This window comes from Prauserella salsuginis, from assembly GCF_024648885.1.
In the GTDB taxonomy this organism is placed as follows: Bacteria; Actinomycetota; Actinomycetes; order Mycobacteriales; family Pseudonocardiaceae; genus Prauserella; species Prauserella salsuginis.
In genome coordinates this window covers 165,964-188,263 of the sequence record NZ_JANBBF010000016.1, presented here as the reverse complement: position 1 = coordinate 188,263, position 22,300 = coordinate 165,964, and the positions used below count along the sequence as shown (strand labels likewise).

General features: G+C 70.7%; 19 protein-coding genes. 7 read left to right on the top strand and 12 right to left on the bottom strand.

The features are described from left to right. The 9 genes from LY40_RS26015 to LY40_RS25975 all read right to left on the bottom strand — a co-directional run. Positions 1–231: transposase (locus LY40_RS26015; protein ID WP_258936283.1), on the bottom strand; the 231-nt coding region annotated here is incomplete at its 3' end. 96 nt (positions 232–327) lie between these two features. After that, a complete protein-coding gene (locus LY40_RS26010; RefSeq protein WP_258938461.1) occupies positions 328–1,389 on the bottom strand; it encodes an electron transfer flavoprotein subunit alpha/FixB family protein in 1,062 nt (353 codons plus the stop codon). Positions 1,390–1,394: 5 nt separating this feature from the next. After that, entirely contained in the window at positions 1,395–2,189 is a 795-nt protein-coding gene (locus tag LY40_RS26005; protein WP_183786878.1) for an electron transfer flavoprotein subunit beta/FixA family protein, read from the bottom strand. Positions 2,190–2,237: 48 nt separating this feature from the next. Continuing rightward, entirely contained in the window at positions 2,238–4,754 is a 2,517-nt protein-coding gene (locus LY40_RS26000) for a GcvT family protein (protein WP_258938460.1), read from the bottom strand. 12 nt (positions 4,755–4,766) lie between these two features. Beyond that, positions 4,767–6,458: a formate--tetrahydrofolate ligase gene (locus tag LY40_RS25995; RefSeq protein WP_258938466.1), complete on the bottom strand. Its 1,692-nt coding sequence runs from the start codon at positions 6,456–6,458 to the stop codon at positions 4,767–4,769. Between the two features lie 12 nt (positions 6,459–6,470). Further along, positions 6,471–7,373 carry a methylenetetrahydrofolate reductase gene (locus tag LY40_RS25990; protein ID WP_258938459.1) on the bottom strand — a complete coding sequence of 301 codons (903 nt, stop codon included), beginning with the start codon at positions 7,371–7,373 and terminating at the stop codon, positions 6,471–6,473. After that, a complete protein-coding gene (locus LY40_RS25985; protein WP_258938458.1) occupies positions 7,370–8,593 on the bottom strand; it encodes a glycine cleavage T C-terminal barrel domain-containing protein in 1,224 nt (407 codons plus the stop codon). The genes LY40_RS25990 and LY40_RS25985 overlap by 4 nt, the downstream gene beginning before the upstream one ends. Before the next feature lie 419 nt (positions 8,594–9,012). Continuing rightward, positions 9,013–10,158 (bottom strand): polysaccharide pyruvyl transferase family protein, encoded by a 1,146-nt coding sequence (locus LY40_RS25980; RefSeq protein ID WP_258938457.1) that lies wholly within the window; start codon positions 10,156–10,158, stop codon positions 9,013–9,015. An 82-nt stretch (positions 10,159–10,240) separates the two neighbouring features. Then, a complete protein-coding gene (locus LY40_RS25975; protein ID WP_183786883.1) occupies positions 10,241–10,819 on the bottom strand; it encodes a TetR/AcrR family transcriptional regulator in 579 nt (192 codons plus the stop codon). A 167-nt stretch (positions 10,820–10,986) separates the two neighbouring features. Here LY40_RS25975 and LY40_RS25970 point away from each other — a divergent pair, with 167 nt between their 5' ends. The 3 genes from LY40_RS25970 to LY40_RS25960 are packed head-to-tail and all read left to right on the top strand — an operon-like array spanning position 10,987 to position 14,589. Beyond that, positions 10,987–11,460 (top strand): (2Fe-2S)-binding protein, encoded by a 474-nt coding sequence (locus tag LY40_RS25970; protein ID WP_183786884.1) that lies wholly within the window; start codon positions 10,987–10,989, stop codon positions 11,458–11,460. Beyond that, positions 11,447–12,409, top strand: a complete 963-nt coding sequence (locus LY40_RS25965) for an FAD binding domain-containing protein (protein WP_258938456.1) — start codon at positions 11,447–11,449, stop codon at positions 12,407–12,409. The genes LY40_RS25970 and LY40_RS25965 overlap by 14 nt, the downstream gene beginning before the upstream one ends. Then, entirely contained in the window at positions 12,406–14,589 is a 2,184-nt protein-coding gene (locus LY40_RS25960; RefSeq protein ID WP_258938455.1) for a xanthine dehydrogenase family protein molybdopterin-binding subunit, read from the top strand. Before LY40_RS25965 ends, LY40_RS25960 begins: the two co-directional genes overlap by 4 nt. Positions 14,590–14,659: 70 nt before the next feature. On the opposite strand, the gene bla is transcribed toward LY40_RS25960, so the two are convergent. After that, positions 14,660–15,580 carry a class A beta-lactamase gene (gene bla / locus LY40_RS25955; RefSeq protein ID WP_258938454.1) on the bottom strand — a complete coding sequence of 307 codons (921 nt, stop codon included), beginning with the start codon at positions 15,578–15,580 and terminating at the stop codon, positions 14,660–14,662. A gap of 132 nt (positions 15,581–15,712) precedes the next feature. On the opposite strand from bla, the gene LY40_RS25950 reads away from it, so the two are divergent. Together LY40_RS25950 and LY40_RS25945 are read left to right on the top strand one after the other, a co-directional pair. Continuing rightward, positions 15,713–16,729 carry a LysR family transcriptional regulator gene (locus tag LY40_RS25950; protein WP_258938453.1) on the top strand — a complete coding sequence of 339 codons (1,017 nt, stop codon included), beginning with the start codon at positions 15,713–15,715 and terminating at the stop codon, positions 16,727–16,729. Next, on the top strand, positions 16,726–17,643 hold the full coding sequence (locus LY40_RS25945; RefSeq protein ID WP_258938452.1) for a serine hydrolase: 918 nt from the start codon (positions 16,726–16,728) through the stop codon (positions 17,641–17,643). The genes LY40_RS25950 and LY40_RS25945 overlap by 4 nt, the downstream gene beginning before the upstream one ends. A gap of 4 nt (positions 17,644–17,647) precedes the next feature. Here the strand turns inward: LY40_RS25945 and LY40_RS25940 are convergent, their stop codons facing one another. Then, complete coding sequence (locus LY40_RS25940; protein WP_258938451.1) at positions 17,648–19,069, bottom strand: CitMHS family transporter; 1,422 nt, start codon at positions 19,067–19,069, stop codon at positions 17,648–17,650. 197 nt (positions 19,070–19,266) lie between these two features. On the opposite strand from LY40_RS25940, the gene LY40_RS25935 reads away from it, so the two are divergent. Next, positions 19,267–20,889 carry an ATP-binding protein gene (locus LY40_RS25935; protein ID WP_221213560.1) on the top strand — a complete coding sequence of 541 codons (1,623 nt, stop codon included), beginning with the start codon at positions 19,267–19,269 and terminating at the stop codon, positions 20,887–20,889. Between the two features lie 62 nt (positions 20,890–20,951). After that, entirely contained in the window at positions 20,952–21,638 is a 687-nt protein-coding gene (locus LY40_RS25930) for a response regulator (RefSeq protein ID WP_183786890.1), read from the top strand. A gap of 8 nt (positions 21,639–21,646) precedes the next feature. On the opposite strand, the gene LY40_RS25925 is transcribed toward LY40_RS25930, so the two are convergent. Further along, the gene (locus tag LY40_RS25925) at positions 21,647–22,285 is read right to left on the bottom strand and encodes a TetR/AcrR family transcriptional regulator (protein WP_183786931.1); all 639 of its coding nucleotides are present in this window, start codon (positions 22,283–22,285) and stop codon (positions 21,647–21,649) included. Positions 22,286–22,300: the final 15 nt, after the last annotated feature.

The following is a 22,300-nucleotide window of genomic DNA, read 5'->3' as shown; positions in this document are numbered from 1 at the left end:
CCGCTGCCAGCGGCGAAACAGCTGGTAGATCGACTGCCAATGCCCATACCGCTCCGGCACGTCCCGCCACGGAGCACCCACCCGCACCCGCCACCGGATCCCATCCAGCAACTGCCGCCGCGTCCACTTCGGCCGACGACCCACCACCGGCCGAGACGGCAACACGCGCTGCAACGCCACCCATTGCCGGTCCGTCAGATCCTTACGAGCACCGCTCGATACGCTTCCCATCGAGGTCTCCGGATAGATGTTGATCTTCTTGGTCGTTGATCCATCTACCGGAGACCTCTCCTCTTACCTACAGCACCCCTCGTTCCTAAACAGCTCCTAGCCCACCGGCGGTGCCGCGGCCGGCTCGGACTCCTCGGCCGCGGACCGGTCCGACCCGGCTGCCGCTGCGGCGCCGCCCCGCCGCCGGATCTCGGCGAGCACGGCGGGCACCACCTCGTGCACGTCGCCTTCGACGGCGTAGGTGGCTCGCTGCATCATCGGCGCCTCGGGGTCGGTGTTGATCGCCAGGATCACCGCCGAGTCCATGCAGCCCACCCAGTGCTGCGTGGCGCCGCTGATACCGCAGGCGATGTAGAGGTCGGCCGCGATCTTCGTGCCGGTGAGCCCCACCTGATCCCGGTGCGGCCGCCAGCCGTTGTTGGTGGCCACCCGCGAACAGCCGACGACACCGCCGAGTCGCTCGGCCAGTTCCTCCAGGACGACGAACCCGTCGGCACCGCCGACACCCCGGCCGCCCGAGACGACGACCGGAGCGGTCGACAGCGACAGTCCGGTCTCACTCGCGACGCGTTCGGCCACCCGCGTACGGGCCAGTTCCGGCGGAACGTCCACTGCGGATTCGACGACCTCACAGTCGGCAGCCTGGAGCGGTACCTGTGGGGTTTCGACGGCCGCAGCCACCGTCGCCAGCCTCACCGGCGCCGTCAGCTCGGCATCCTCCAGGAGCACACCACCACTACGCGTCCGGGTCAGCCGCCACGTCCCGTCGCCGGCACCGCCGTGACCCGAAGCGTCGTCGGCCGTGAGGCGCACACAGTTTGTCGCCAGCGGCAGTCCCGCACGGGCGGCCGCGTGCGTGAGGATCTCGGTTCCGCGGTGCGTCGCGGGCGCCAGCACCCCGGACGGCCCGAGCCGGTCGATCAGGGTCGCCAGCGCACTCCCCCACGCCTCGGGCGCATAATCGTCGAGCAGCTCGTGCCGTACCACGTGAAGCCTCGCGACACCGTGCCCGCCGAGTTCGCGGGCCAGATCCCCCGCGGGGACCTCGACGCCGGCGAACGTCACCGCCTCGACCGCTTCGTCCCTGCCGGCCACCGACCGCGCCACCGCGGGCAGCTCGGGAACCACGGCCGCATCGGCCACCACGACCAGTTGCATCGTCGTCACACCTTCCCCAACTCGGCCAACACGTCGACGACCGCCGGCGCCGCGTCGGCCCCGCGTCCCAGCGGAATCGCACCGGCCCGGTCGTCCGCGGGCCTGCGCAGGCCGACGGTGTGCAGACCGCCCGGTTCGGGGTCGCACGCCACTGTGCGCAACGCCGCCTTCTTCGCCTTGAGCCGGCCCGGCAACGTCGGGTACCGGGGCAGGTTCAAACCCTCCTTGACCGCCACGACCGCGGGCACCGGCAGTCGGAACACCTCGGTTCCGTCGGGGGTGTCGCGGCTCGCCCGCAGCGACACCGCACCGTTCCCCGCTGCGTCACCGTTCCCGTCGGTGCTCCCGTTCTCGGCGTCGAGACCGGTGATGCCGCCGACGACGGGTAGGCCGCGCGCCAGCGCGACCCGGACGCCGACCTGCCCATGACCCGCGTCGGCCGAGGCGTCGCCGAACAGCAGCAGGTCCGGGTCCGGCTCGTCCGCCAGTCCCGCGAGGACGGCCGTCGCCGTCGCCTCCGGATCGAGCTCGGTCGTGCCCGTGTCGACGAGCACACCCTGATGGGCTCCCATCGCCAACGCGTACCGAAGCTGTTCGCCCGCGTCCTGCGGCCCCACCGTCAGGACCGTGACGCGGCCCCCGTACTTCGCGGTGAGACGCACGGCCTCCTCGACCGCGCACTCCTCGTGGGGGCCGATGGTGAAGCCGAGGTGCCGCGTGTCGACGGCGCTCCCGTCGTCGGTCAGCGGTACCTGCGCTCCGAACGCGGGCACCCGTTTGATGCAGACCACGATGTCCACGACGTCCGCCTCCTTCCGGCGGGTTCGGCTTCGGTGTCTCGGGCCGGTTCACGCCTTCATGCGCGTGTCCTCCGGGTCGAACAGCGGCGTCCTGCCCACCCGTGCCACCGTGACCGGGTACCGCTCGGCCATGTACTCGACCTGCAGCGACGTTCCTTCGACGGCGAACTCGGGCGGCAGGTAGGCCATGAGCAGATAGCCGTCCAGCGACGGTGCGGGCCCGGCGCTCGTGACGAACGAACCCCGGCCCTTGCGGTCCACGATGCGTTCCCCGCCCTGCGTCACGATCGGCTCGCCGCCCTGCGGGTACCGCGCGATGCCGTCCGCGCTGGTGTGATCGTCGACCGTGAGGGTGCACAGGGTCGCCGCGGGGGTGCCCTCGCGTGCGGCCAGGTAGGCGTCCTTGCCGATGAAGTCGGCCGCCTTGACCTTCGGCAGCGCGAGTCCGGCCTCGACCGGGTCGTACTCGCCGTCGAGCTCGGCACCCATGAGCCGGTAGCCCTTCTCGAGCCGTCCCGTCGTGCCGTAGACGCCGATGCCCGCCGGCACGATGCCGTGCGGGCTGCCCGCCTCGGCGATCGCGTCCCACAGCGCCTGGCCGTGTTCGAACGGCGCGTGCAGCTCCCAGCCGAGATCGCCCACATAGGACACCCGAAGGGCGAGCACGGGAATCCCGTCGACGGCGATCCACCGTGCCGTGCCGAACGGCAGTGCCTCGCCGGACACGTCGTCCTCGGTCGCCGCGGCGAGGACGTCCCTCGCCTTCGGCCCCCACAGGCCGAGGGTGCACACGGCCGAGGTCACGTCCACCAGTGACGCCGAGCCGTCGGCGGGAAGGTGGCTCTCGAACCAGTACCGATCGCGTGCGCCGTCCGCACCGCCGGTGATGACGCGGAAGTGGTGCTCGCCGAGACGCACGACCGTGAGGTCACTGCGGAACCCGCCGCCCGGTGTCAGCACCGGCGTGTAGCAGAGCCTGCCGACGGGCCGGTCGAGTTGGGCCATGGTCATGCGCTGCAGGTAGTCGAGTGCCCCTGGCCCGCGTACGTCGAACTGGGCGAAGGCCGTCAGGTCGATCATGGCGGCCCGCTGCCGCAGGGCCAGGTGCTCGGCCTCCACGATCGGCGACCACCACCGGGCGTCCCACTCGTGGGGACGTTCGTGGATCCGGTCGCCGAACTCGTCGAGCAGGCCGCGGTTGGACTCGTACCAGTGCGGCCGTTCCCAGCCACCGACCTCGAAGAACACGGCGCCGGCCTCGCGTTCGCGCGCGTGGAACGGCGAGAGCTTCCTGCCACGGGCGGATTCCCACTGCTCGCGTGGATGCACGATGCCGTACGTCTTGTTGAAGCCCTCGTTCGCGCGGGCACGCACGTGCTCACGCGTGCGCTGGTGCGGGTAGAAGCGGGCGATGTCGGCGCCGTGCATGTCGAACTCGCAGTCGCCGTGGGTGAGCCATTCGGCCACCATCCGGCCGACGCCCGGCCCCTCCTTGATCCACACGGCCGCGGCCGACCACAGCCCGTTCACCTCCGGCGACGGGCCCAGCACGGGCGCACCGTCTGGGGTGAGGGACAGCAGGCCGTTGATGGCGTGCCGCACGCCGGCGTCGGGCCGGTCGAGGATGCTGCCGAACAGTTCGAGTGCCTGCTCCAGTTGCGGGTCGAAGTCGTCGGAGGTGAACGGCAGTTGCGTGGGCGAGAGGGCCGCCGCCTCCAGCGACGGGATCTCGTCGGGCTCGTGCAGGATCGGCCGGTGCGCGTACGACCCGATCTCGAGGTCTGCGCCGCTCTGCCGTTCGTACATGAGCGCGTCCATGTCGCGCACGATCGGATAGGCGATGGCCGTTCCGGTCGATTCGAGCTCCGGGATCGGACCGACGTCCATCATCTGGTGCACCGCCGGTGTCAGTGGGATCTGCGCACCCGCCAGTCGCGCGATCCGCGGGCTCCACACGCCGCACGCGACGACCACGACCGGTGTCTCGACGTCCCCGGCATCGGTGCACACGGCCTGCACCCGTCCTCGGTCCGTGCGGATGCCGGTGACCGCCGTGTTCGCCGACACGGTCAGCGCGCCGTCGGCGATGGCCTGTTCCCGCATGAGCGCGCCGGCCCGCAACGGGTCGACGACGGCCACCGACGGGGTCCAGAACCCGGCGAGCAGAATGTCCGGGTCCACGAACGGCACGAGTTCCGCGACACGGCGCGGTTCGATCAACTCGGAGTCCACACCCCAGGCGCGCGCCGAGGCCATCCGCCGTTTCAGCTCCTCGACCCGCTCCGGCTCCCGCGCCACCTCGACACCGCCGCAGGTGATCAGCGTGCCCAGTTTCTCGTACTGGCGCATGGAATCCGTCGTCAGCGCGGTGATCTCGCGGGAGTGGTCGACGGGGAAGATGAAGTTCGACGCGTGCCCCGTCGACCCGCCGGGATCGGGCAGCGGCCCTTTCTCGATCAGCACGATGTTCCGCCACCCCAGTTCGGCGAGGTGGTGGCACACCGAATTGCCCACGATGCCGGCTCCGACAACGACCACGTCGGCGCGTTCGGGAATCTCGGTCATCTCGATCACTCCTCAGGACAGCCCCACGACCTGGCCCGCCTCGTCGATGTCGATGTTCTCCGCCGCCGGCTGCGACGACAGACCGGGCATGGTGCGCATGTCCCCGCAGATCGGGTAGACGAAACCCGCGCCCGCGGACAGGCGCACCTCGCGCACCGGCAGCGTCCAGCCGACGGGTGCGCCCTTGCGCGACGGGTCGGCCGAGAGCGACAGGTGCGTCTTCGCCACGCACACGGGCAGGTGGCCGAATCCGTGCCGCTCGCACTCGTCCAGCTGCCTGCGGGCGGTGGTGCTGAGCTCGATACCGTCGGCGCCGTACATCCGGCGGGCGAGCGTCTCGATCTTCTCGGTCAGCGAGGCGTCGTCGGGATACAGGTAGGAGAACCCGGCGGGCTCGGCGCACGCCTCCGCGACGGCCTCGGCGAGTTCTGCGGCCCCCTTGCCGCCTTCGGTGGCGTGCGTGGTGATCGCGGCACGCGCCCCTTCCTCCGCGGCGACGTCCACAATGGCCTGCTTCTCACTGTCGTAGTCCCCTGGGAACGCGTTGACGGCCACGACAGGCGTCACGCCGTGCGCGCGCACGTTCGCGATCTGCTTGCGCAGGTTCGTCGCACCGTCCCGCACGTCGTCGGGGTTCTCGGCGAGCATCTCCTCCGGCAACGGCTTGCCCGCGACGACGTGGTAGCGCCCCGTGTGTGCCTTCAGTCCGCGGACCGTCGCGACCACCACCGCCGCGTCGGGCGTGAGTTCGGAGGCGCGGCACTTGATGTTGAAGAACCGTTCCGCGCCCATGTCGGCGCCGAAGCCGGCCTCCGTGACGAGATAGTCGCCGCAGCGAATCCCGATCAGGTCGGCCACGACCGACGAGTTGCCGTGGGCGATGTTGCCGAACGGCCCGCAGTGGACGAGGGCGGGCGTCTGTTCCGTCGTCTGCAGCAGGTTCGGCTTCAGCGCATCACGCAGCTGCACGCACATCGCACCGGCGCCGCGTACGTCCTCGGCGGTCACCGGCTCGCCCCGCCGGTCGTAGGCGACGACCATCCGGCCGAGCCGTGCGCGCAGGTCCGGCAACGACGAGGCCAGCGCGAGGACCGCCATCACCTCGCTGGCCGCCGTGATGTCGAACCCCGTCTGCCGCGGTATCCCGTCCTGGCGGCCGCCGAGGCCGGTCACGATCTGCCGTAGGTCGCGGTCGTTGACGTCGAGCACCCGGCGCCACGCGACCGCCAGCGGATCGATGTCGAGCGCGTTGCCCTTGTGCAGATGGTTGTCGACCATCGCGGCGAGGAGGTTGTGCGCCGACGTCACGGCGTGCAGATCACCCGTCAGGTGCAGGTTCACGGCCTCCATCGGCACGACCTGGGAGTAGCCGCCGCCCGCGGCGCCGCCCTTGATGCCGAACGTCGGCCCCATCGACGCCTGCCGGACGGCGATCACGCCACGTTTGCCGATGTGGGCGAACGCCTGCCCCAGGCCGACCGTGGTGGTCGTCTTCCCCTCGCCGAGCGGGGTCGGCGTGATCGACGTGACCACGACGTACTTCGCCCGCGGCCTGGTCGCGAACTCGTCGATCGCCTCCAGCGCGATCTTGCCGGCGGCATGCCCGTACGGCTCGAACAGCCGCGGTTCTATCCCCATGTCCCCGGCCACGTCCGACAGTGGCTTCCGCAACGTCGCCCGGGAAATCTCCAGGTCCGACGGCATCGACGGCATGACTCACCCCTCCCCTCCTGGGCCGGACGCCGGCCCACCCGTACCGCCGGTCGCGGCGGACAGGTCGGCGATCATGCGGGCGGTCGCCCGCACCTTGTTGAACGTGTAGCAGTGCACCCCCGCAGGAGTGGGTTCGCCGGGCCGGGCGGCCAGGTCGACCACGCCGCGCAACACGGCGTCCCGTCCGCGGCGGGGACGGAGCAACCGTCCGACGATGGACCGGTGAGACGTCAAGAACCGCAGCGAGTCGCCGACCCCGATCCGGCTGCCGACCCGCGCCAGCGTCGTGACGTCGACGGCACCCGCCACGCCGATGACGACCGGCAGGGTGATGCCGTGCTCACCGGCCTGCCGCAGGAACTCCCGGATCGCGGCCAGGTCGAAGCACAACTGGGTGACCGTGTACGTCGCCAGGTCCTGTTTGGACCGCAGGGACGCCCACAGCGTCGCGTCGTCGATCGAAGGATGCCCCTCCGGGTACGACGGCACACCGACTTCGGCGGGCAGCCGGCCGAGATCGGCCATCTCCCGCAGCAGCGCGGCGCCGTCCGGGTACGGCCCCGCCGGTTCCGGCGTGTCGCCGCCGACGACGAACACGTCGTCCACGCCGGCACCGGCGAGCCGGTCGAGCACGTCGATCAGCTCGCCGCGCCCGGTCAGCTGCCGGGCGGCCAGGTGCGGCACGGGCCGGAGTCGCTGCGCCGCGAGCTTCTCGCACAGCTCGACGGTCGCCTCGGTGCCGCGGCGCGGGGAGGCCGTCACGGTGACGACCGTGTGCTCCGGCAGCGTGCCGGTCTCCTCGAGCACCCCGCGCAGTGGCAGCACCTCGAAGCGCGGGCGCGCCAGGACACCCGCCGGTGCCGCTGTCGGCACCGGCGCGTTCCCGGACTCCCGCCTGCGCCTCATCGCTTCGGGGTCTCCTTCCGCGGATCGATGAACGGCTTCTCGACGACCGTTCCCTCACGCATGCCGGACGGTGTGTGGATCTGCAGGGGCGTGCCGAGTTCGCTGAGCCCGATCGGCACCATCGCCAGCCCGATGTTGCGTTCCAGCCGTGGCGACCGGCACGCGCTGGTGACCCGGCCGACCGGAGTGTCCGACCCGGCGTAGACGTCGAACGGCTCGATCATCGACCCGTCGTTGTAGGTGCCGAGCGGTTCGCCGGAGATCTCCACGCCCACCATGAGACGTGAGATCCCTTCCGACCGTGCCCGCGTGAGGGCCTCCTTGCCGATGAAGTCGGCCTCCTGATCGAGGTCGACCATCCACCGGTAGTCGTAGCCGACCTCAAGCGGATTCGTGTCGAGCGTGATGTCGCAGCCGTAGGCGAGCATGCCCGCTTCGATGCGGCGCATGTGGCACGGTCCGATCGGGCGCATGCCGTAGGGCTGGCCCGCCTGCCAGACGGCGTCCCACAACCGCTCCGCGTCACGCGACGCGTCGCGCAGGTACAGCTCGTAGCCGACCTCGCCGGAGTAGCCCGTGCGGCTGACGACGACGCGCATTCCGTCCACGGTGAACTCACGCATGCGGTAGTAGGGCACGTCCAGCACCCCGTCGCCGAACAGGTCGCGCAGCACTTCCTTCGACCGTGGTCCCTGCACCTGCAGCGGTGCCACGTCGGCCTCCGCGATGTGGACGTTCCATCCACCCGCGTGGGCCAGACCCATCGTCCAGAGTCCGACGTCGGAATCGGCCAGTGACAACCAGAAACGGTTCTCCTCGAGCCGCAGCAGGACCGGGTCGTTGACGATCCCGCCGTCGGGCGCGGTGATGAACACGTACTTGCACTGCCCGACCTCGCACTTGGTCAGATCCCGTGGCACGAGCATGTTCGTGAAGTCGAACGCGTCCGGGCCCGAGATCTCGAGCTGCCGTTCGACACCGACGTCCCAGATCGTCACACCGTCGAGCAGCGCCCAGTACTCACCGACCGGGTCACCGTAGTGACGCGGGTGGTAGGTGTGGTTGTACACGCTGTAGCACGCCGCGCCACAGGCCCGGGATTTCCAGAAGTAAGGCGACTTTCGCAGTCGCGTGTAGAGCATCACCGCGGGCCGTTCGACGATCGCGTGGGGCTCCCCCGCGATGTCCGGCCGGGCGGCGGTGTTGAGCACATCCGTCATGAGGGCCCCCTCGGTCTTTCCGGCCCGTTCGATGTATTCCGAGAAGTGGGCGAATGCCCGCCGCCTCGTTGCCTTCACGCAGTTGCCTACCGGCTACCGATGCCGGTTGTGTCATTCGCAACGAGTTCTGCATTACTAAACTGCGTGCTTTCAGCATGCGCCGCACCCCATCGCGCGTCAAGGGGTGCACGAGACCAAAAATTGCGGTCCTACCTGCGGAAACAGCGACCGTCGACGCGCCGCCGCCCGACGTGAGCCGCAAGGTCGACATCGCCGACCGCAGCGCGATCGTCACCCGCGGTCACGGCGTCGCTGAGCCACCGAACGCGCCGCGGCGCACTCCGGGATTACCCTGGGTGCGCTCCGACCACACGCGAGGCGGATCTTCGGGCAGCGCGGCGGCCGCACTCGCGGCGCGCTCAGGACCGTGCGTAGATCCGCTCGGCCACCGCGGCCTTACGGCCCCGCAGCTCCGCCACCGTGTCGGCCGGATATCCGCCCTTCTCCGGCACATCGGGCACGTCGGTTCCCGCAGCGTCGAGGATCGTCCAGCCACTGCCGAGTTCGATCAGGCTGCGGTGCTTCGTGTCGTAGTAGTCCGGCGACACGCTCATCGCGACGCCACGCGCACCGGCCGCCGCGGCGATCAGGTGCAGGTGGAATCGGGTCGAGATCCACAGCTGCCCCTCGAGCGCGGGAACACCGTCGCGCCACAGGTCCGAGAACGGCATGAACGACGCGCCGGGCAGATCGGCCGCGAGCAGGTCGTACACGGCACGGTCGACCCGCGGAATCGCTTCGACGAACGTCACGTCACCCGGTTCGACGTCCCAACTGCGCAGAATCCCCTTCACCCGGCCCGCGAGCGCGGGAGGACCGAGTTCGCCGATGTCCGATTGCACGCACACCATGACCGCGCGCGTGTAGTCCTGGAACCCGGTCTCCGGCACGTCGAGGAACACGTCGTCACACGTGAACCCGGCGGGCGCGGCCACCGCGAGCAGTTCGGCGGAGTCGCGGTCGCGCACGTCCACGACGTCGAACCGGGCGGCGAGCGAGTACAGCAGCTCCGCGACGTCGGGTGCGGCCGGGAGGAACCCCTGCCCGGTCATGGCGAGGCGAGCGCCCGAACGCACGCTCCCGGCGATGGCACCCGCGAGGAGCCCCGCGTGCTGCGGCCACAGCGCGTTGACGTACCCGCCGCCGATCAGGTGGATCACGTCCGCCGTCGCGAGCAACTCCACCCCGGGCCGGCAACGCGGCGCCAACCCGGGGTCGTGGATGACCTTGCGGACCCAGGCCACGACCGCCCACGGTTCGGGATCCGGGGCCTCGACCGCGAGCCGCCACAGCGTGTTCGTACAACGCAGATTGGGGTGCAGTCCGGCGAGCATCACCTGAGCCGTGCCGGGCGTGTGACAGTCGAGCCACACCTCCGCGTCCGGCTCGGTGCGAGCCAGGTATCGGAGCCAGGTCGCGGCGACCAGCTCGTCACCGAAGTTGGGCAGCCCGGTGGGGCCGACGAGATAGATCCGACGTGGTGACGACGGGTCAGCGTGGGACATACCGATGCACGCTAGCACCACGGCGCGATCCCCGGCCGCGCAACGCCTTCATGCCCGGCGGGGTGTCGACCGCCGCGGCTCCTCAGTCCGCGCGGATGCCGCGCCACACCACGTCGGTCAGCTTCGCGACCTCGGTCTTCCAGTCGCCCTGCGGGTCGAGGTGGAACAGTCCGAAAAGGCAGCGGATGACGGTTTCGACCTCGGTGTCCGCCCGCACCTTGCCCGCGTCGACGTTCGCACGCAGCAGATCCGACAGCGCGCAGCGCATCCGGTCGAACGCACTGGCAGGAAGCGAGCCGGATTCCTCGGCAGTCGCGCTGACCCGCCGCAGCGCCTCGGCCAGCCCGCGTTTGGTCATCATGTAGTGCGCGAGGTGGTCCATGATCCACGTCCGGAACGCCACCTCGGGTTCCCGCTCGGCGAGCAGCGCCGGCACTGCTTCGACGATGTGGTCCACTTCGCGTTCGTACACCGCGAGGATCAGCGATGCGGGAGTCGGGAAGTGCCGGTAGACGGTGCCGACACCCACGCCCGCCTGCTTCGCGATCGCGTTGAACGACACCTCGCCGGTCCTCGTCAGCGATGCGGCCGCCGCAGCGAGGATCACCTCGTGATTGCGGCGGGCGTCAGCGCGCCGGCCGCTCACCGACCCGGTGGACATCGCCCCTCCCGCACTCGCTCGCCCCCGATTCACTGACCCGCGTAGCGTACCCGTTGCCGAGCGGATAGGTATCCGCTAGTGTCGTCGGCGTCGCGACCGGATACCTATCCGCTTCCGTTTCTCCCTTCCGCCCTCGAAGCGCATCCGAACTGCGCGGAACGGATCCCATGGACATCGCACTCCAGATCAACGGCACCACCGAACACCTCGACATCGCCCCCGGCGTCACCCTCCTGGACGCCTTACGCGAACACCTCGGCATCACCGGCCCGAAGAAGGGCTGCGACCGCGGCCAGTGCGGCGCCTGCACCGTCCACATCGGAGGAAGGACGGCGCTGTCCTGTCTCACCCTGGCCGCCACCGTGAGAGACCCCGTCACCACCGTGGAAGGACTGTCCACTTCCGACGGCCTCCACCCGGTGCAGCAGGCGTTCGCCGATCAGGACGCCCTGCAGTGCGGGTTCTGCACACCCGGGCAGATCATGTCGGCCGTCGCCGCCGCTGCGCAGGGTATCGACGACCCCGACGAGGTTCGCGAGTTCATGTCGGGAAACCTCTGCCGCTGCTCGGCCTACCCGAACATCGTCGCCGCCGTCCGCCGGGCCGGCGCCGAGGAAAGGCGAACCGATGCGACCGTTTGAGCTCACCGTGCCGGCGACCGTCGACGAGGCCGTCGCGAGCGGACACACCTTTCTGGCCGGTGGCACGACCCTCGTCGACCTCATGAAACTCGACGTCGTCACACCGCCGCGCGTCGCCGACATCACGGCCCTCCCGCTCCGCGGGATCAGCACCGAGGACGGCTTGCGCATCGGAGCCCTCGAACGCATGAGTGACGTCGCCGCGCACCCCGGCGTGCCGCCGGCCATCACCCGCGCCCTGACGCTCAGCGCGTCACAACAGCTGCGCAACATGGCCACCATCGGCGGAAATTTGATGCAGCGCACCCGGTGCGGCTATTTCCGCGACACCACGATGCCGTGCAACAAACGCAGTCCCGGCAGCGGATGCGGTGCGATCGGCGGAACCAACCGCATGCACGCCGTCCTCGGCGCGAGCCGGCACTGCGCCGCCACGCACGCCAGCGATCTGGCCGTCGCCCTCGTCGCGCTGGACGCCGAGCTCCGGATCACCGGCCCGGACGGTACACGCGCCCTCCCGCTGACCGATTTCTACCGCACCCCGGGCGACACCCCGGACATCGAGAACGATCTGCGGTCCGGCGAGCTGATCACGGACGTCCTCGTCCCGCATCCCGAGCACGCGGCCAACTCGACCTACGTCAAGATCCGCGACCGCCGTTCCTACGAGTTCGCACTGTGTTCGGTCGCGGCGACGCTCGAGGTCACCGGCGGCGTCGTCGCGGAGGCGCGAATCGCCGCGGGCGGGGTCGGCACGATCCCGTGGCGCCTTCCCGGGGTCGAGGCCGCGCTACGCGGCGAACCGGCCACCGAATCGTCGTTCGCGGCGGCAGCCGAGATCGCCGCCCACGGCGCGGAACCGCTGGCACACAACGGATTCAAGGTGCCGCTGCTGAAACGGACCCTCGTCCGCGCCCTGCTCGACCTGACCGGAGGAGGCGAGCGATGATCGCCAGGCCGGACGCCCCGCTCAAGGTCACCGGGAGCGCCACGTACGCGCTCGACAACGTCATCGACGGTGCCGCCCACGGCTTTCTGCTGCTCAGTACGGTCGCCCATGGCGAGGTGGCGTCGATGGACGTCGGCGCTGTCCGCTCGGCACCGGGCGTGCTCGGCGTGTACACGCCGTTCGAGCCTCTCACGTTACATCCGGTCAACTCGCCGTTACTCGGTCCGATGTGGCTTCCGCTGCAGGACACGAACGTGACGTTCCACGGCCAGCCGATCGGTTTCGTCGTCGCGGAGACCTTCGAGCAGGCGCGGGACGCCGCGGGGCTCGTCGAGGTCACCTACGACGAGCGGCCGGCGGCCACCTCGTTCGCCGACGGACTCGCGTCGGCCGTCGACGCGCAGCCCGCCGCGAGTGAGGCCCCGCCCTCGCTCTCCGTACTGGCCGACGGGGTCGCCTCGATCGAGGACGCGCTCGAGGCGAGCGATGTGACGATCGACGCGACGTACGAGACCGCAGCGCAGAACCACGCGGCGATGGAACCTCACTCCGCCGTAGCGGTGTGGGCGGGCGGCGAGCTGACCGTGTACACCGGAAACCAGGCCTCCCACCTCGTGGCCTCCGACCTCGCCGGTGGCCTCGGACTGCCCGCCGATGCGGTGCGGGTCGTCAATCCCGTCGTGGGCGGCGCGTTCGGCGGAAAGGCCACGTCGATGCCTGCCGTGCTCGCCGCTGCCGCGGCACGGGAGCTCGGCAGGCCGGTCAGAGCGGCGCTCACCCGCGAGCAGGTCTTCACCGCCACCGCCAACCGGCCCGCGACCGTGCAGCGCATCACCCTCGGCGCACGCGGGAACGGCGCGCTGGTCGCCGTGCGGCACGACTCGTGGTCGTCGACCACGCCGGACCTCGGCTTCGTCGAACCGACCTCGCACGGCACGTCGCGTGAGTGGTACCGCACCGAGAACCTCGAGATCAGTCAGAAGGCGGTGCCGCTCAACATCCCGCCCGCGACCTTCATGCGCGCGCCGGGTGAAGGTCCGGGATCGTTCGCCCTCGAGAGCGCGATCGACGAATTGGCAGCGTCGCTCGGGATGGATCCGATCGCGCTGCGCACGCGCAACAATTCGGCCGCCCCTCCCGGCAAGGACCTGCAGTGGTCCGGCAAACACCTCGACGAGTGCTTCGAGATCGGGGCGGCCCGGTTCGGCTGGGCCCAGCGATCACCCGGCGGCCGGGTCGACGGCGACTGGCTGGTCGGTATGGGAACCGCGACGGCGATGTTCCCGGGTCTGCGATTCCCGGCAACGGTCGGTGTGACACTGCATGCCGACGACACCGCCACGGTCGCGGCCTCCGGGGCCGACCCCGGTACCGGCCTGCTGGGCGTGCTGGGGATCGTGGCTGCCGAGTCGCTCGACGTCGATCGGGACCGCGTCACCCCGCTGCTCGGCGACTCACGACTTCCGCCGGGCGGCCTGTCCGGCGGTTCCACGGCGACCGCGAGCGCGGGTTCGGCGACGATGGTGGCCGCGAGCACGGTGATCGAGCAGCTGCTCACGCTCGCCGCGTCACCCGACGGCCCGTTCCGTGATCGCGAGGTCGGCTACGCCCACGGCAGGGTGTACGCCCTCGACGGCGCGGACCGCGCACCGATGACGTTCGGCGAGGTGCTGCGGTCGACCGGTCGCGACACACTGGGCACCACCGGCACCACCGCCCCCGGGGAGGAGACGACGAAACACTCGTTCGGCTCGTGGGGAGCCCAGTTCTGCGAGGTGCGAGTGCACCGGTTGACCAGGGAGATCCGCGTGTCGCGGCTGCTGGGCGTGTTCGACGCGGGCCGGATCATCAACCCGCAGGCGGCGCGGAGCCAGCTCATGGGCGGGATGATCTGGGGTGTGTCCGCAGCGCTCCACGAGGGCATCGAGTTCGACGCCGACGGCAGGGTCGCCACTCGCGACCTCGCCGACTACCTCCTTCCCGTCAACGCCGACATCCCCGACGTGGACGTGCGGTTCGTCGAGCATCCCGACACCTTGCTCAGCGATCTCGGCGCCCGTGGGCTCGGCGAGATCGGCCTCGTCGGGATGGCGGCGGCCGTGGCCAACGCCGTCCACAACGCCACCGGGGTCCGCGTGCGACGAATCCCCATCCGGCTGGAGGATCTGCTCGACGTTTGAGACGTCCGCCCGCCGCGGGGCGGTTCTGCGGGACCGTTCCGGAGACCCGCCCCGCGGCACGCCACGGTCGCTAGACGTCCCCACCGGTGAGGCGCCGGCACGCGGACTCGGCGACGGCGGCGATCGGTTCGCTGAGGGTGTCGTCCTCGTAGTGCGTGCCCCGGGTGAACGCCGCGACGACCAGCGGGACGCCGTCGGGTGTCCACGTGATGCCGACGTCGTTGCGCACGCCGTACCAGCCCGATCCGGTCTTGTCCGCCAGTTTCCAGCCCGCCGGCACGCCGGAACCGAACACCGGACCGGCGGTCCGGTTCGCCAGCATCCACGTGGTCAGCAGCCGCCGGTCCGCCCTGGGCAGCGCGCTGCCCAGCACGAGTGTTCCGAACGTCCGCGCGATCGCCCGCGGCGAGGTGGTGTCCCGCTCGTCGCCGGGCGCACCGGTGCTCATCTCCGGTTCCCACCGGTCGATCCGGGTGACCGGGTCGCCGACCGACCGCGCGAACCCGGTGACGCCGGCGGGGCCGCCGAACTCGCGCATGAGGAGGTTCGTGGCCGTGTTGTCGCTGACCGTCACCGCCGCCTCGACGAGCTGCGAGACCGTCAGACCATTTCGGATGGTGACCTCGGTGACCGGCGAGTTGATCACCAGGTCGTCGGCGGTCCAGGTGAGCCTTCGGTCCCGCACGCTCGACGGGAAGTCGCGCAGGATCCGCGCGGCCAGCAGCACCTTGAACACCGAGCAGATCGGAAACCTCTCGTCGGGCCGATGTTCCAGCGTCGCACCCGTGCGCACATTGATCGCGACGACGCCGAGGCGCCGCCGGTACGTGCGTTCCAGCTCGGTGAACTCCTCGTCCACGCGTCCCTCGCCACCCGCACTCCGCTGCGGCGCGCTGCCGGCCGCCGCCGCGGCCGGCAGGCCGACCGTCACCGCTCCGGCCGCCGCTCCCGCGAGCACGGCGCGCCTGCTCAGCCCTTCCCTGCTGTCCACCCGCATCTCCTCCCTGTTCGTTCGGAGCGAACGATGGCACCGAGACGGCCCGCCCGTCCAAGGACGCACACGCATGAGCCCATGTCGGCGCGACATACGACACGACTCCGCCCGTACGCGATACTGTGCACTGTGGATCTGGTGCTGCATCTGCGCGGTTTCGTCGCCGTCGCCGAGGAACTCAGCGTGTCGGAGGCAGCGCTGCGACTCGGTCTGGACCAGCCGCTGCTGAGCCGTCGCCTTCGCACGTTGGAGCGCGAACTGGGCGTCGAACTCGTCGACCGATCACGCAGGCAGATCGCGTTGACACCGGACGGCGTGGCGCTGCTGCCACGTGCCCGCCATCTCGTCGAGCAGGCCGATCATCTCGTGCGCACCATCCGCGACGCCGACCCGGCGATCGTCACGCTGGCTGCTCCCTCCGAGTCGGATCCCGCCGCGCTCGCCCGGCTGCTGCGGCTGCTCGACGACGCGCAGCTGGCCGTCGACCTCACATGCGACAACGGAGGTGAGCCACCCGCCGACAGCTCCTGGACGATCGTCCGCTGCGAGCCCGCGTCGGCACGGTGGACGGTGCGGCTCGGTGCCGCGTCCGCACCCGGCGGGAGCGACCGTCCCGTCCGGTTGAGCGGGCTGCGGCCTCGGCGCGGGGCCGCCGCACGTCCCGTCCTCGTACTGCCGCACGATCTGGAGCCCCCGCAGGGCGAACGGCTCCACGCCGCGGCCGACGCCGCCGGCCTGTCGCCCGCGCTGCTGCGGGCGAAGCCACCCCACATCGCGTTCGCCGAGGCGCTGGCCGGCCGGGCGCACCTGTTCTGCACCGCGGCCGAGGCTCGTCGGCACGGTCTGTCGTGGGCACCGTTGGCCGATCCCCCGATGCTGCGGGGATACCGGCTCGCCGAACGCGATCCCCTGCCGGCCGCGCTCGCCCGTGGTCCACTGCGGACGCACGCTCTGGACCTGCTCGGCGCCGCCGTCTCCGCCGAACCGGACACCCCGGTGCCGAGTCCTTCCGACTCACCCGACTCCGACTCACCTGACTCCGGCTCACCCAATTCCGGCTCACCCAATTCCGGGGCGCCCGACTCCGGCTCACCCGGCGCTGTGGCACCCGGCCGCGCGCCACTGCGATCGAAGGAGCGGACGTGACCACACCGCCGATGTCGGGCGATTCGGCCGAGCTCCTCCAACTGGCCGACCACATCTGCAACCGCTGGCGCGACCTCCGTGTCCACGGAGGATTCGTCGCCCGCAACATCGACACCGGCCGCCAGCTCTGCGTCGACCCCGGCCGGCCCTGGCCGCTCGCCTCCGTGGCCAAGGTGCCGCTGGCCCTCGTGGTCGCCGACCGGATCGCGCAGGGCGAGCTGGCCGGCGGCACGATGGTGACCCTCGAGCCCGCGGAACGCAGCCACGGCCCCACGGGACTGTCGGCGTTCCGGCATCCCGCGACGTGCGCGATCGACGACCTGCTGCTCCAGATGATCACCGTCAGCGACAACGCCGCCGCGGACGCGCTGTTCGAGCTCGTTCCACCACCCGAGGTCACCTCCCGGCTGCGCCAGTGGGGCGTGGACGCGATCCACGTCCGCCACCCGATGCAGTTGATGTACGAGGCCGCGACCCGGGTCGCCGGACCCGATTTCACGCTCGGGCGCCGCCTCGCCGTGGAAGGCGCCCGCCCGAGGGGCGGTCACGTGATCGACTCGCTCGACGTGCACCGCGCGACCGTGGGATCCGCCGCCGCACTCGTCGACCTCCTGTGCCGCATCTGGACCGGCGACATCGCCGAGCCGGCCGCCACCGCGACCGTGCGCGAGGCCATGTCCCGGCAGCTCACCAGCCCTCGCATCGGCGCCGACCTCCAGGCCGACGACATCCGGATCGCGGGCAAGACCGGCTCGTTCCTGACGTTGCGCCACGAGATCGGCGTCGTCGAGTACGGCACGTCCCGGGTCGCGGTCGCCGCGCTCACGACCTCCGAACGCACCGCCAGGATCCAGCACGACGTCGACCTCGCCATCGGTGCGGCGGTCCGTGATGCCGTCGAAGCCCTGGCCTGACGACCTACAACGCGACGATCCCGAGCGGAACGGCGACCGCGAGCATCGCGATGCTGAAGGCCCACATCGGCAGGAACGAGTAGCGGATGTGCTTGCCCATGTCGACGCCGGCGAGTCCGATGCCGAGCCACACCGAGGCGTTGAACGGGCTGATGTACGTCCCGATCACGTTGCCGATGAGTACGGCGTACACCACCGTGAGCGAACCGACACCCAGTTGGGCCGCCGCGTCGTGCACGAGCGGCAACAGCGCGAAGTAATGCGCGTCCGTGCTCAGCGCCAGTTCGAGCGGCATCCCGAGTACACCGACGATCAGGTGCAACAGCGGCACGACCGAGTCCGGCAGCAGGTTGATCAGGTCGGTCGCCAGCGACCGCAGCATGCCCGACTCCTCCAGCACGCCGAGGAAACAGCCGGCGGCGAGGATGATCGCTCCGGTACCGAGGGCACCACCGCCGTGGGCGCGGATGCGCTCCATCTGGTCGGACACCCTCGGGTAGTTCACCACGAGCGCGGCGCTCAGGCCCAACATGAAGACCAGACCCGCGGGCAGCACGTCCGCCACCAGGACACCCAGCAGCGTCACGACGAGCGGTCCGTTGAACCAGGGCCGGTACGGCTTGCCCGCCACCGCCTCGGAGTGCCCGTCGCCGGCCACGGAGTCGTCCGCGCCGGTCGACGAGTCACCGGAGCCGCTCGTCGGCTTGTCCGGAACGGCGGAGTCGCCGGAACCCGCGGAGCTGCCACCGGTGCCGGTCGATCGGGCGCCCGCCAGGACCGGTTCCGGCTCCGTCATCGCGACGGCCCGCGCGGCGATCCGCCGGTTCTCCCGCAGTCCGAGCAGCGCGGCCATGCCGAGCAACATGACGATGCCCACGATCTGCAGCGGGATCAGACCCTGCCACAGCTCGATCGGGTCGTGGCCGGTGGACGCGGCGGCGCGGCCCACCGGACCGCCCCACGGCAGCATGTTCAGGATCGCCATGCTGGTGCTGAGCAGCAGCATCAGCAGGTACGGGCTCATCCCGAGCCGCTTGTACAGCGGGAGCAGCGCGGGAATCGCGATCAGGTACGACGTGGCACCGGAACCGTCGAGGTGGCAGACCACCCCGATGATCACCGTGACCATGGCGACGCCGACGACATTCCCCCGGCTGATCCGCACCATCAGGTTGATCATCGGGTTGAACAGGCGGACGTCGTTCATGATGCCGAAGAACAGGATGGCGAACACCAGCATCACGGCCACGTTCAACACCGAGGCGAGCCCCGATTCGAAGAACTCGCCGATCTCCTCGGCGTTGAACCCCGCCAGGAAGGCCCCGACCGTCGGAATGACGGTCAGTCCTACGACGGGAGCGATCCGGCCGAGGATCAGCAGCGTCGATATCGCTGCGATCACCCCGAAGCCGACGATACTGAGCATGGGCGCTTCTCCTGCCTCCGTTGGTCACCGAGTTCGCCCGCCGGCACGCTCCGGGGAGGGTGTTTCACCCGGATGTACGGCGATTTGCGACATCATGAACCGGGCGTGGCCGCGCCCACGAGCGTTGTGTGCATTGGATCGGTAATGGTCGTATTGGTCTCACCCGCATCACCGGCGGCCGTCGCGGAGCCGGCGTCGTGACGGCCCGCCGCATCCGGTGCGGCCGTCCCAGGCTGTCGCTGACGGGGTACCTGTTCCTCTCGATCACGATTCTGCTGCTCGGAGCCCTGCTCGCTGCCGGTACACTGTGGACGGTCAATCAGTATCGCGAGGTGCGCGACGAGTACACCGAACGTGCATTGACGCTCGCCCAGTCCGTCGCCGAGCTGCCGAGCGTGCGGGACTACCTCGCCGACCCCCGGCATCGCGGCGACATCGCGCCGCTCGCCGAGCGCATCCGTCGCGCCGCGGAGGTGCGCTACGTCGTGATCGTCGACGCAGACGGCATCCGCCACTCCCATCCGGACCCGGCCCAGATCGGCGGGCGGCCGCACACCGACCCCGCACACGTGCTCGCAGGCAACACCTGGACGGGGACCGAATGGGGTCCCGCCGGGCTGACCCTGCGCACCCGGGTGCCCGTGGAATCCCGGGCGGGAGACGTCGTCGGCTACGTGTCGGTCGGCGTGCTGTCCTCGCGGGTGTCGCTCGCGGCCACCAGCACACTGCCCACGATCGGCGCGGGGCTGCTGCTCGCGCTCGTCGTCGGCGCGGGCGGTGCGTGGCTCATCTCGCGCCGGATCCGGGCGAAGACGCACGGGCTCGAACCGCGGGAGATCACCGAGCTCCTCGAAAGCAGGGAAGCCCTCCTCTACGCCATCTCCGAGGGCGTACTCGCGGCCGACTCCGACGGAGCGGTGCTGCTCGCCAACGACTCGGCACGCACGATGCTCGATCTGCCCGACGACTGTGTCGGCCGCAGCCCGGCCGACCTGGGCCTGCACCCACGGCTGCGTGCGATGCTGGCGGGCACGGAGGACACGACCGGCGAGCTGTTCCTGCCCGTCGGCGACCGCCTCCTGGTGTGCGAGCACCGGGCCGTGCGCATCGGCGATCAGGGCACGGGCAGGCTCGTCACCCTGCGCGACCACACCGAACTTGTCCGGCTCGGCGGTGAACTCGACGGTGTGCGCACCATGGTCGGCGGACTTCGGGCGCAGACCCACGAGTTCGCCAACCGGATCCACACGGTGAGCGGAATGCTCGACCTGGGTGCCGTCCCGGAGGCCAGGCAGTATCTGGCCGAGCTCTCGGCCACGACGACCGAGGCCTCGACCCGGGTGTCGGAGCACGTCGCCGACACCGCGCTCGCCGCGCTCGTGCTGGCGAAATCCGCACAGGCCGCCGAGCAGGGCGTCGACTTCGAGCTCGCTGCGCTCAGTGACGTGCCCGCAGACCTGCCGCAGCGCCTGCGAGACGACGCGCTGCTCGTCGTCGGCAACCTCGTCGACAACGCGCTCGACGCCGTCGGCAGCGCCGGCTGGGTCGAACTGCTCGTCCGCCTGCACGACGACGACCACCGCCTGCTGGAAGTACGGGTCACCGACTCCGGGCCCGGCATCGACCCCGCGCTCGGGGACGACGTGTTCACCGCGGGCGTGAGCACCAAGGACCGCACACCGGGTGGATACGCCCCTCGGGGACTCGGCCTGGCACTCGTGCGCCAGGCATGCACCCGGTGGGGCGGCTGGGTCGACGTCGACTCCGCCGAGGAGACCGTGTTCAGCGCGTTCCTGCCCGTACGGGAAGATGCGCGATAGCGCGTCCGGCCCCGGCCGGACGCCGCGCCCCGGACCCGCCGAGATCCACGAGAGGTGCCCTGGTGCTGTCGGTGCTCGTTGTCGACGACGACGCGCGCGTGGCCCGCAACCACGCGGACTGTGTCGCGTCGATGCGCGGGTTCGCCGTCACGGCGGTCGTGCACACCGGCGCGGCGGCGCTGGAGGCGGTGGAGGCGCACCGGCCGGATCTGGTGCTGCTCGACCTCTACCTGCCCGACATGTCGGGCATCGACGTTCTCAGGCAGCTGCGGACCACGAGCGGGGCCGGCGGCACTGCGCCCGCGGACGTGCTCGTCATCAGCGCGCTGCGCGACGTCGACAGTGTCCGCAGGGCCATGCACGGCGGCGCCGTCTACTACCTGATCAAGCCGTTCGACCTCGACGCGCTGCGCGAACAGCTGGAACGTTTCGCCGCCACGAGGGACAAGCTCAGCGGCGTCGATCAGGTCACGCAGCGTGACGTGGACAGCGTGTTCGGGGTCCAACGGCCCACCACCCGACAAGAGCTACCGAAGGGCCTCACCGCCGAGACTGCCAGGTTGGTGGCCGAGACACTGCGCGCGGCGGGATCGGACCTGTCGGCCGTCGAGGTCGCCGAACGCGCCGGGATCGCCCGTGTCACCGCGCGCCGGTATCTCGAATACCTGTGCGCCGACGGCCGGGCCGAACTGCGCATGCGTTACGGCTCGGCGGGCCGCCCCGAACACCGCTACCGCTGGGTCAGGTAGCGCGCGGGTCAGCGCCCGCCGTACCGCAGCGGGGGCCCCGAGGCACCGTCGTCGAGGACCCTCCGGACCAGCCACGCCAGGCCGTCGGCAGTGCGCTCCGGCGTGTCCGACGGTTGCATGACATGACTCAGGACGGCGCGCACGACCACGTCGACGACCACGTCGACCTGCTCATCGGACACGCCCGACGGATACGACCGCACGCGCTCGGACAGGAGGGTCGTCGCATCGGTGATCAGCGCGTCGGCCCGCGTCGTCAGCAGCGGCAACAGCTCGGTGTCGGCGCCGTGGGTGGCCGACGCGACGGCACGCAGCAGCACGTTGTCGGCGGCGAGAGCAAGCACGCCCCTGACTGCGTCGTAGACCGCGCCCGGGAGGTCGCGCGGGTGGCGGTCGAACGCACCGCGGACCAGGGCGAGGAACCGGTCGAGCTCGTGGCCGACCATGACCTCGGCCAGCGCCGTCTTCGACCCGACCTCGTTGTACACCGTCTGACGGCTGACACCGACACTCTCGGCCAACCTGGCCATCGTGACGGCCGCCCAGCCCTCACGCGCCGTGATCTCGATGGCCGCGACGACGATCGGTTGCCGATACTGACCGCCGACCGCCGTCGCGGCCGCGAGAGTGTCACCCATGATCACCATTCTAGGCGGACGCTC

Coding starts and splice junctions, on each gene's coding strand:
- LY40_RS25980 (WP_258938457.1), bottom strand. CDS start 10,158: ATGTCCCACGCTGACCCGTCGTCACCACGTCGGATCTATCTCGTCGGC.
- LY40_RS25995 (WP_258938466.1), bottom strand. CDS start 6,458: ATGCCGTCGGACCTGGAGATTTCCCGGGCGACGTTGCGGAAGCCACTG.
- LY40_RS26010 (WP_258938461.1), bottom strand. CDS start 1,389: ATGCAACTGGTCGTGGTGGCCGATGCGGCCGTGGTTCCCGAGCTGCCC.
- LY40_RS25925 (WP_183786931.1), bottom strand. CDS start 22,285: ATGGTGATCATGGGTGACACTCTCGCGGCCGCGACGGCGGTCGGCGGT.
- LY40_RS25940 (WP_258938451.1), bottom strand. CDS start 19,069: ATGCTCAGTATCGTCGGCTTCGGGGTGATCGCAGCGATATCGACGCTG.
- LY40_RS25970 (WP_183786884.1), top strand. CDS start 10,987: ATGGACATCGCACTCCAGATCAACGGCACCACCGAACACCTCGACATC.
- LY40_RS25960 (WP_258938455.1), top strand. CDS start 12,406: ATGATCGCCAGGCCGGACGCCCCGCTCAAGGTCACCGGGAGCGCCACG.
- LY40_RS26000 (WP_258938460.1), bottom strand. CDS start 4,754: ATGACCGAGATTCCCGAACGCGCCGACGTGGTCGTTGTCGGAGCCGGC.
- LY40_RS25975 (WP_183786883.1), bottom strand. CDS start 10,819: ATGTCCACCGGGTCGGTGAGCGGCCGGCGCGCTGACGCCCGCCGCAAT.
- LY40_RS25985 (WP_258938458.1), bottom strand. CDS start 8,593: ATGACGGATGTGCTCAACACCGCCGCCCGGCCGGACATCGCGGGGGAG.
- LY40_RS25990 (WP_258938459.1), bottom strand. CDS start 7,373: ATGAGGCGCAGGCGGGAGTCCGGGAACGCGCCGGTGCCGACAGCGGCA.
- LY40_RS25965 (WP_258938456.1), top strand. CDS start 11,447: ATGCGACCGTTTGAGCTCACCGTGCCGGCGACCGTCGACGAGGCCGTC.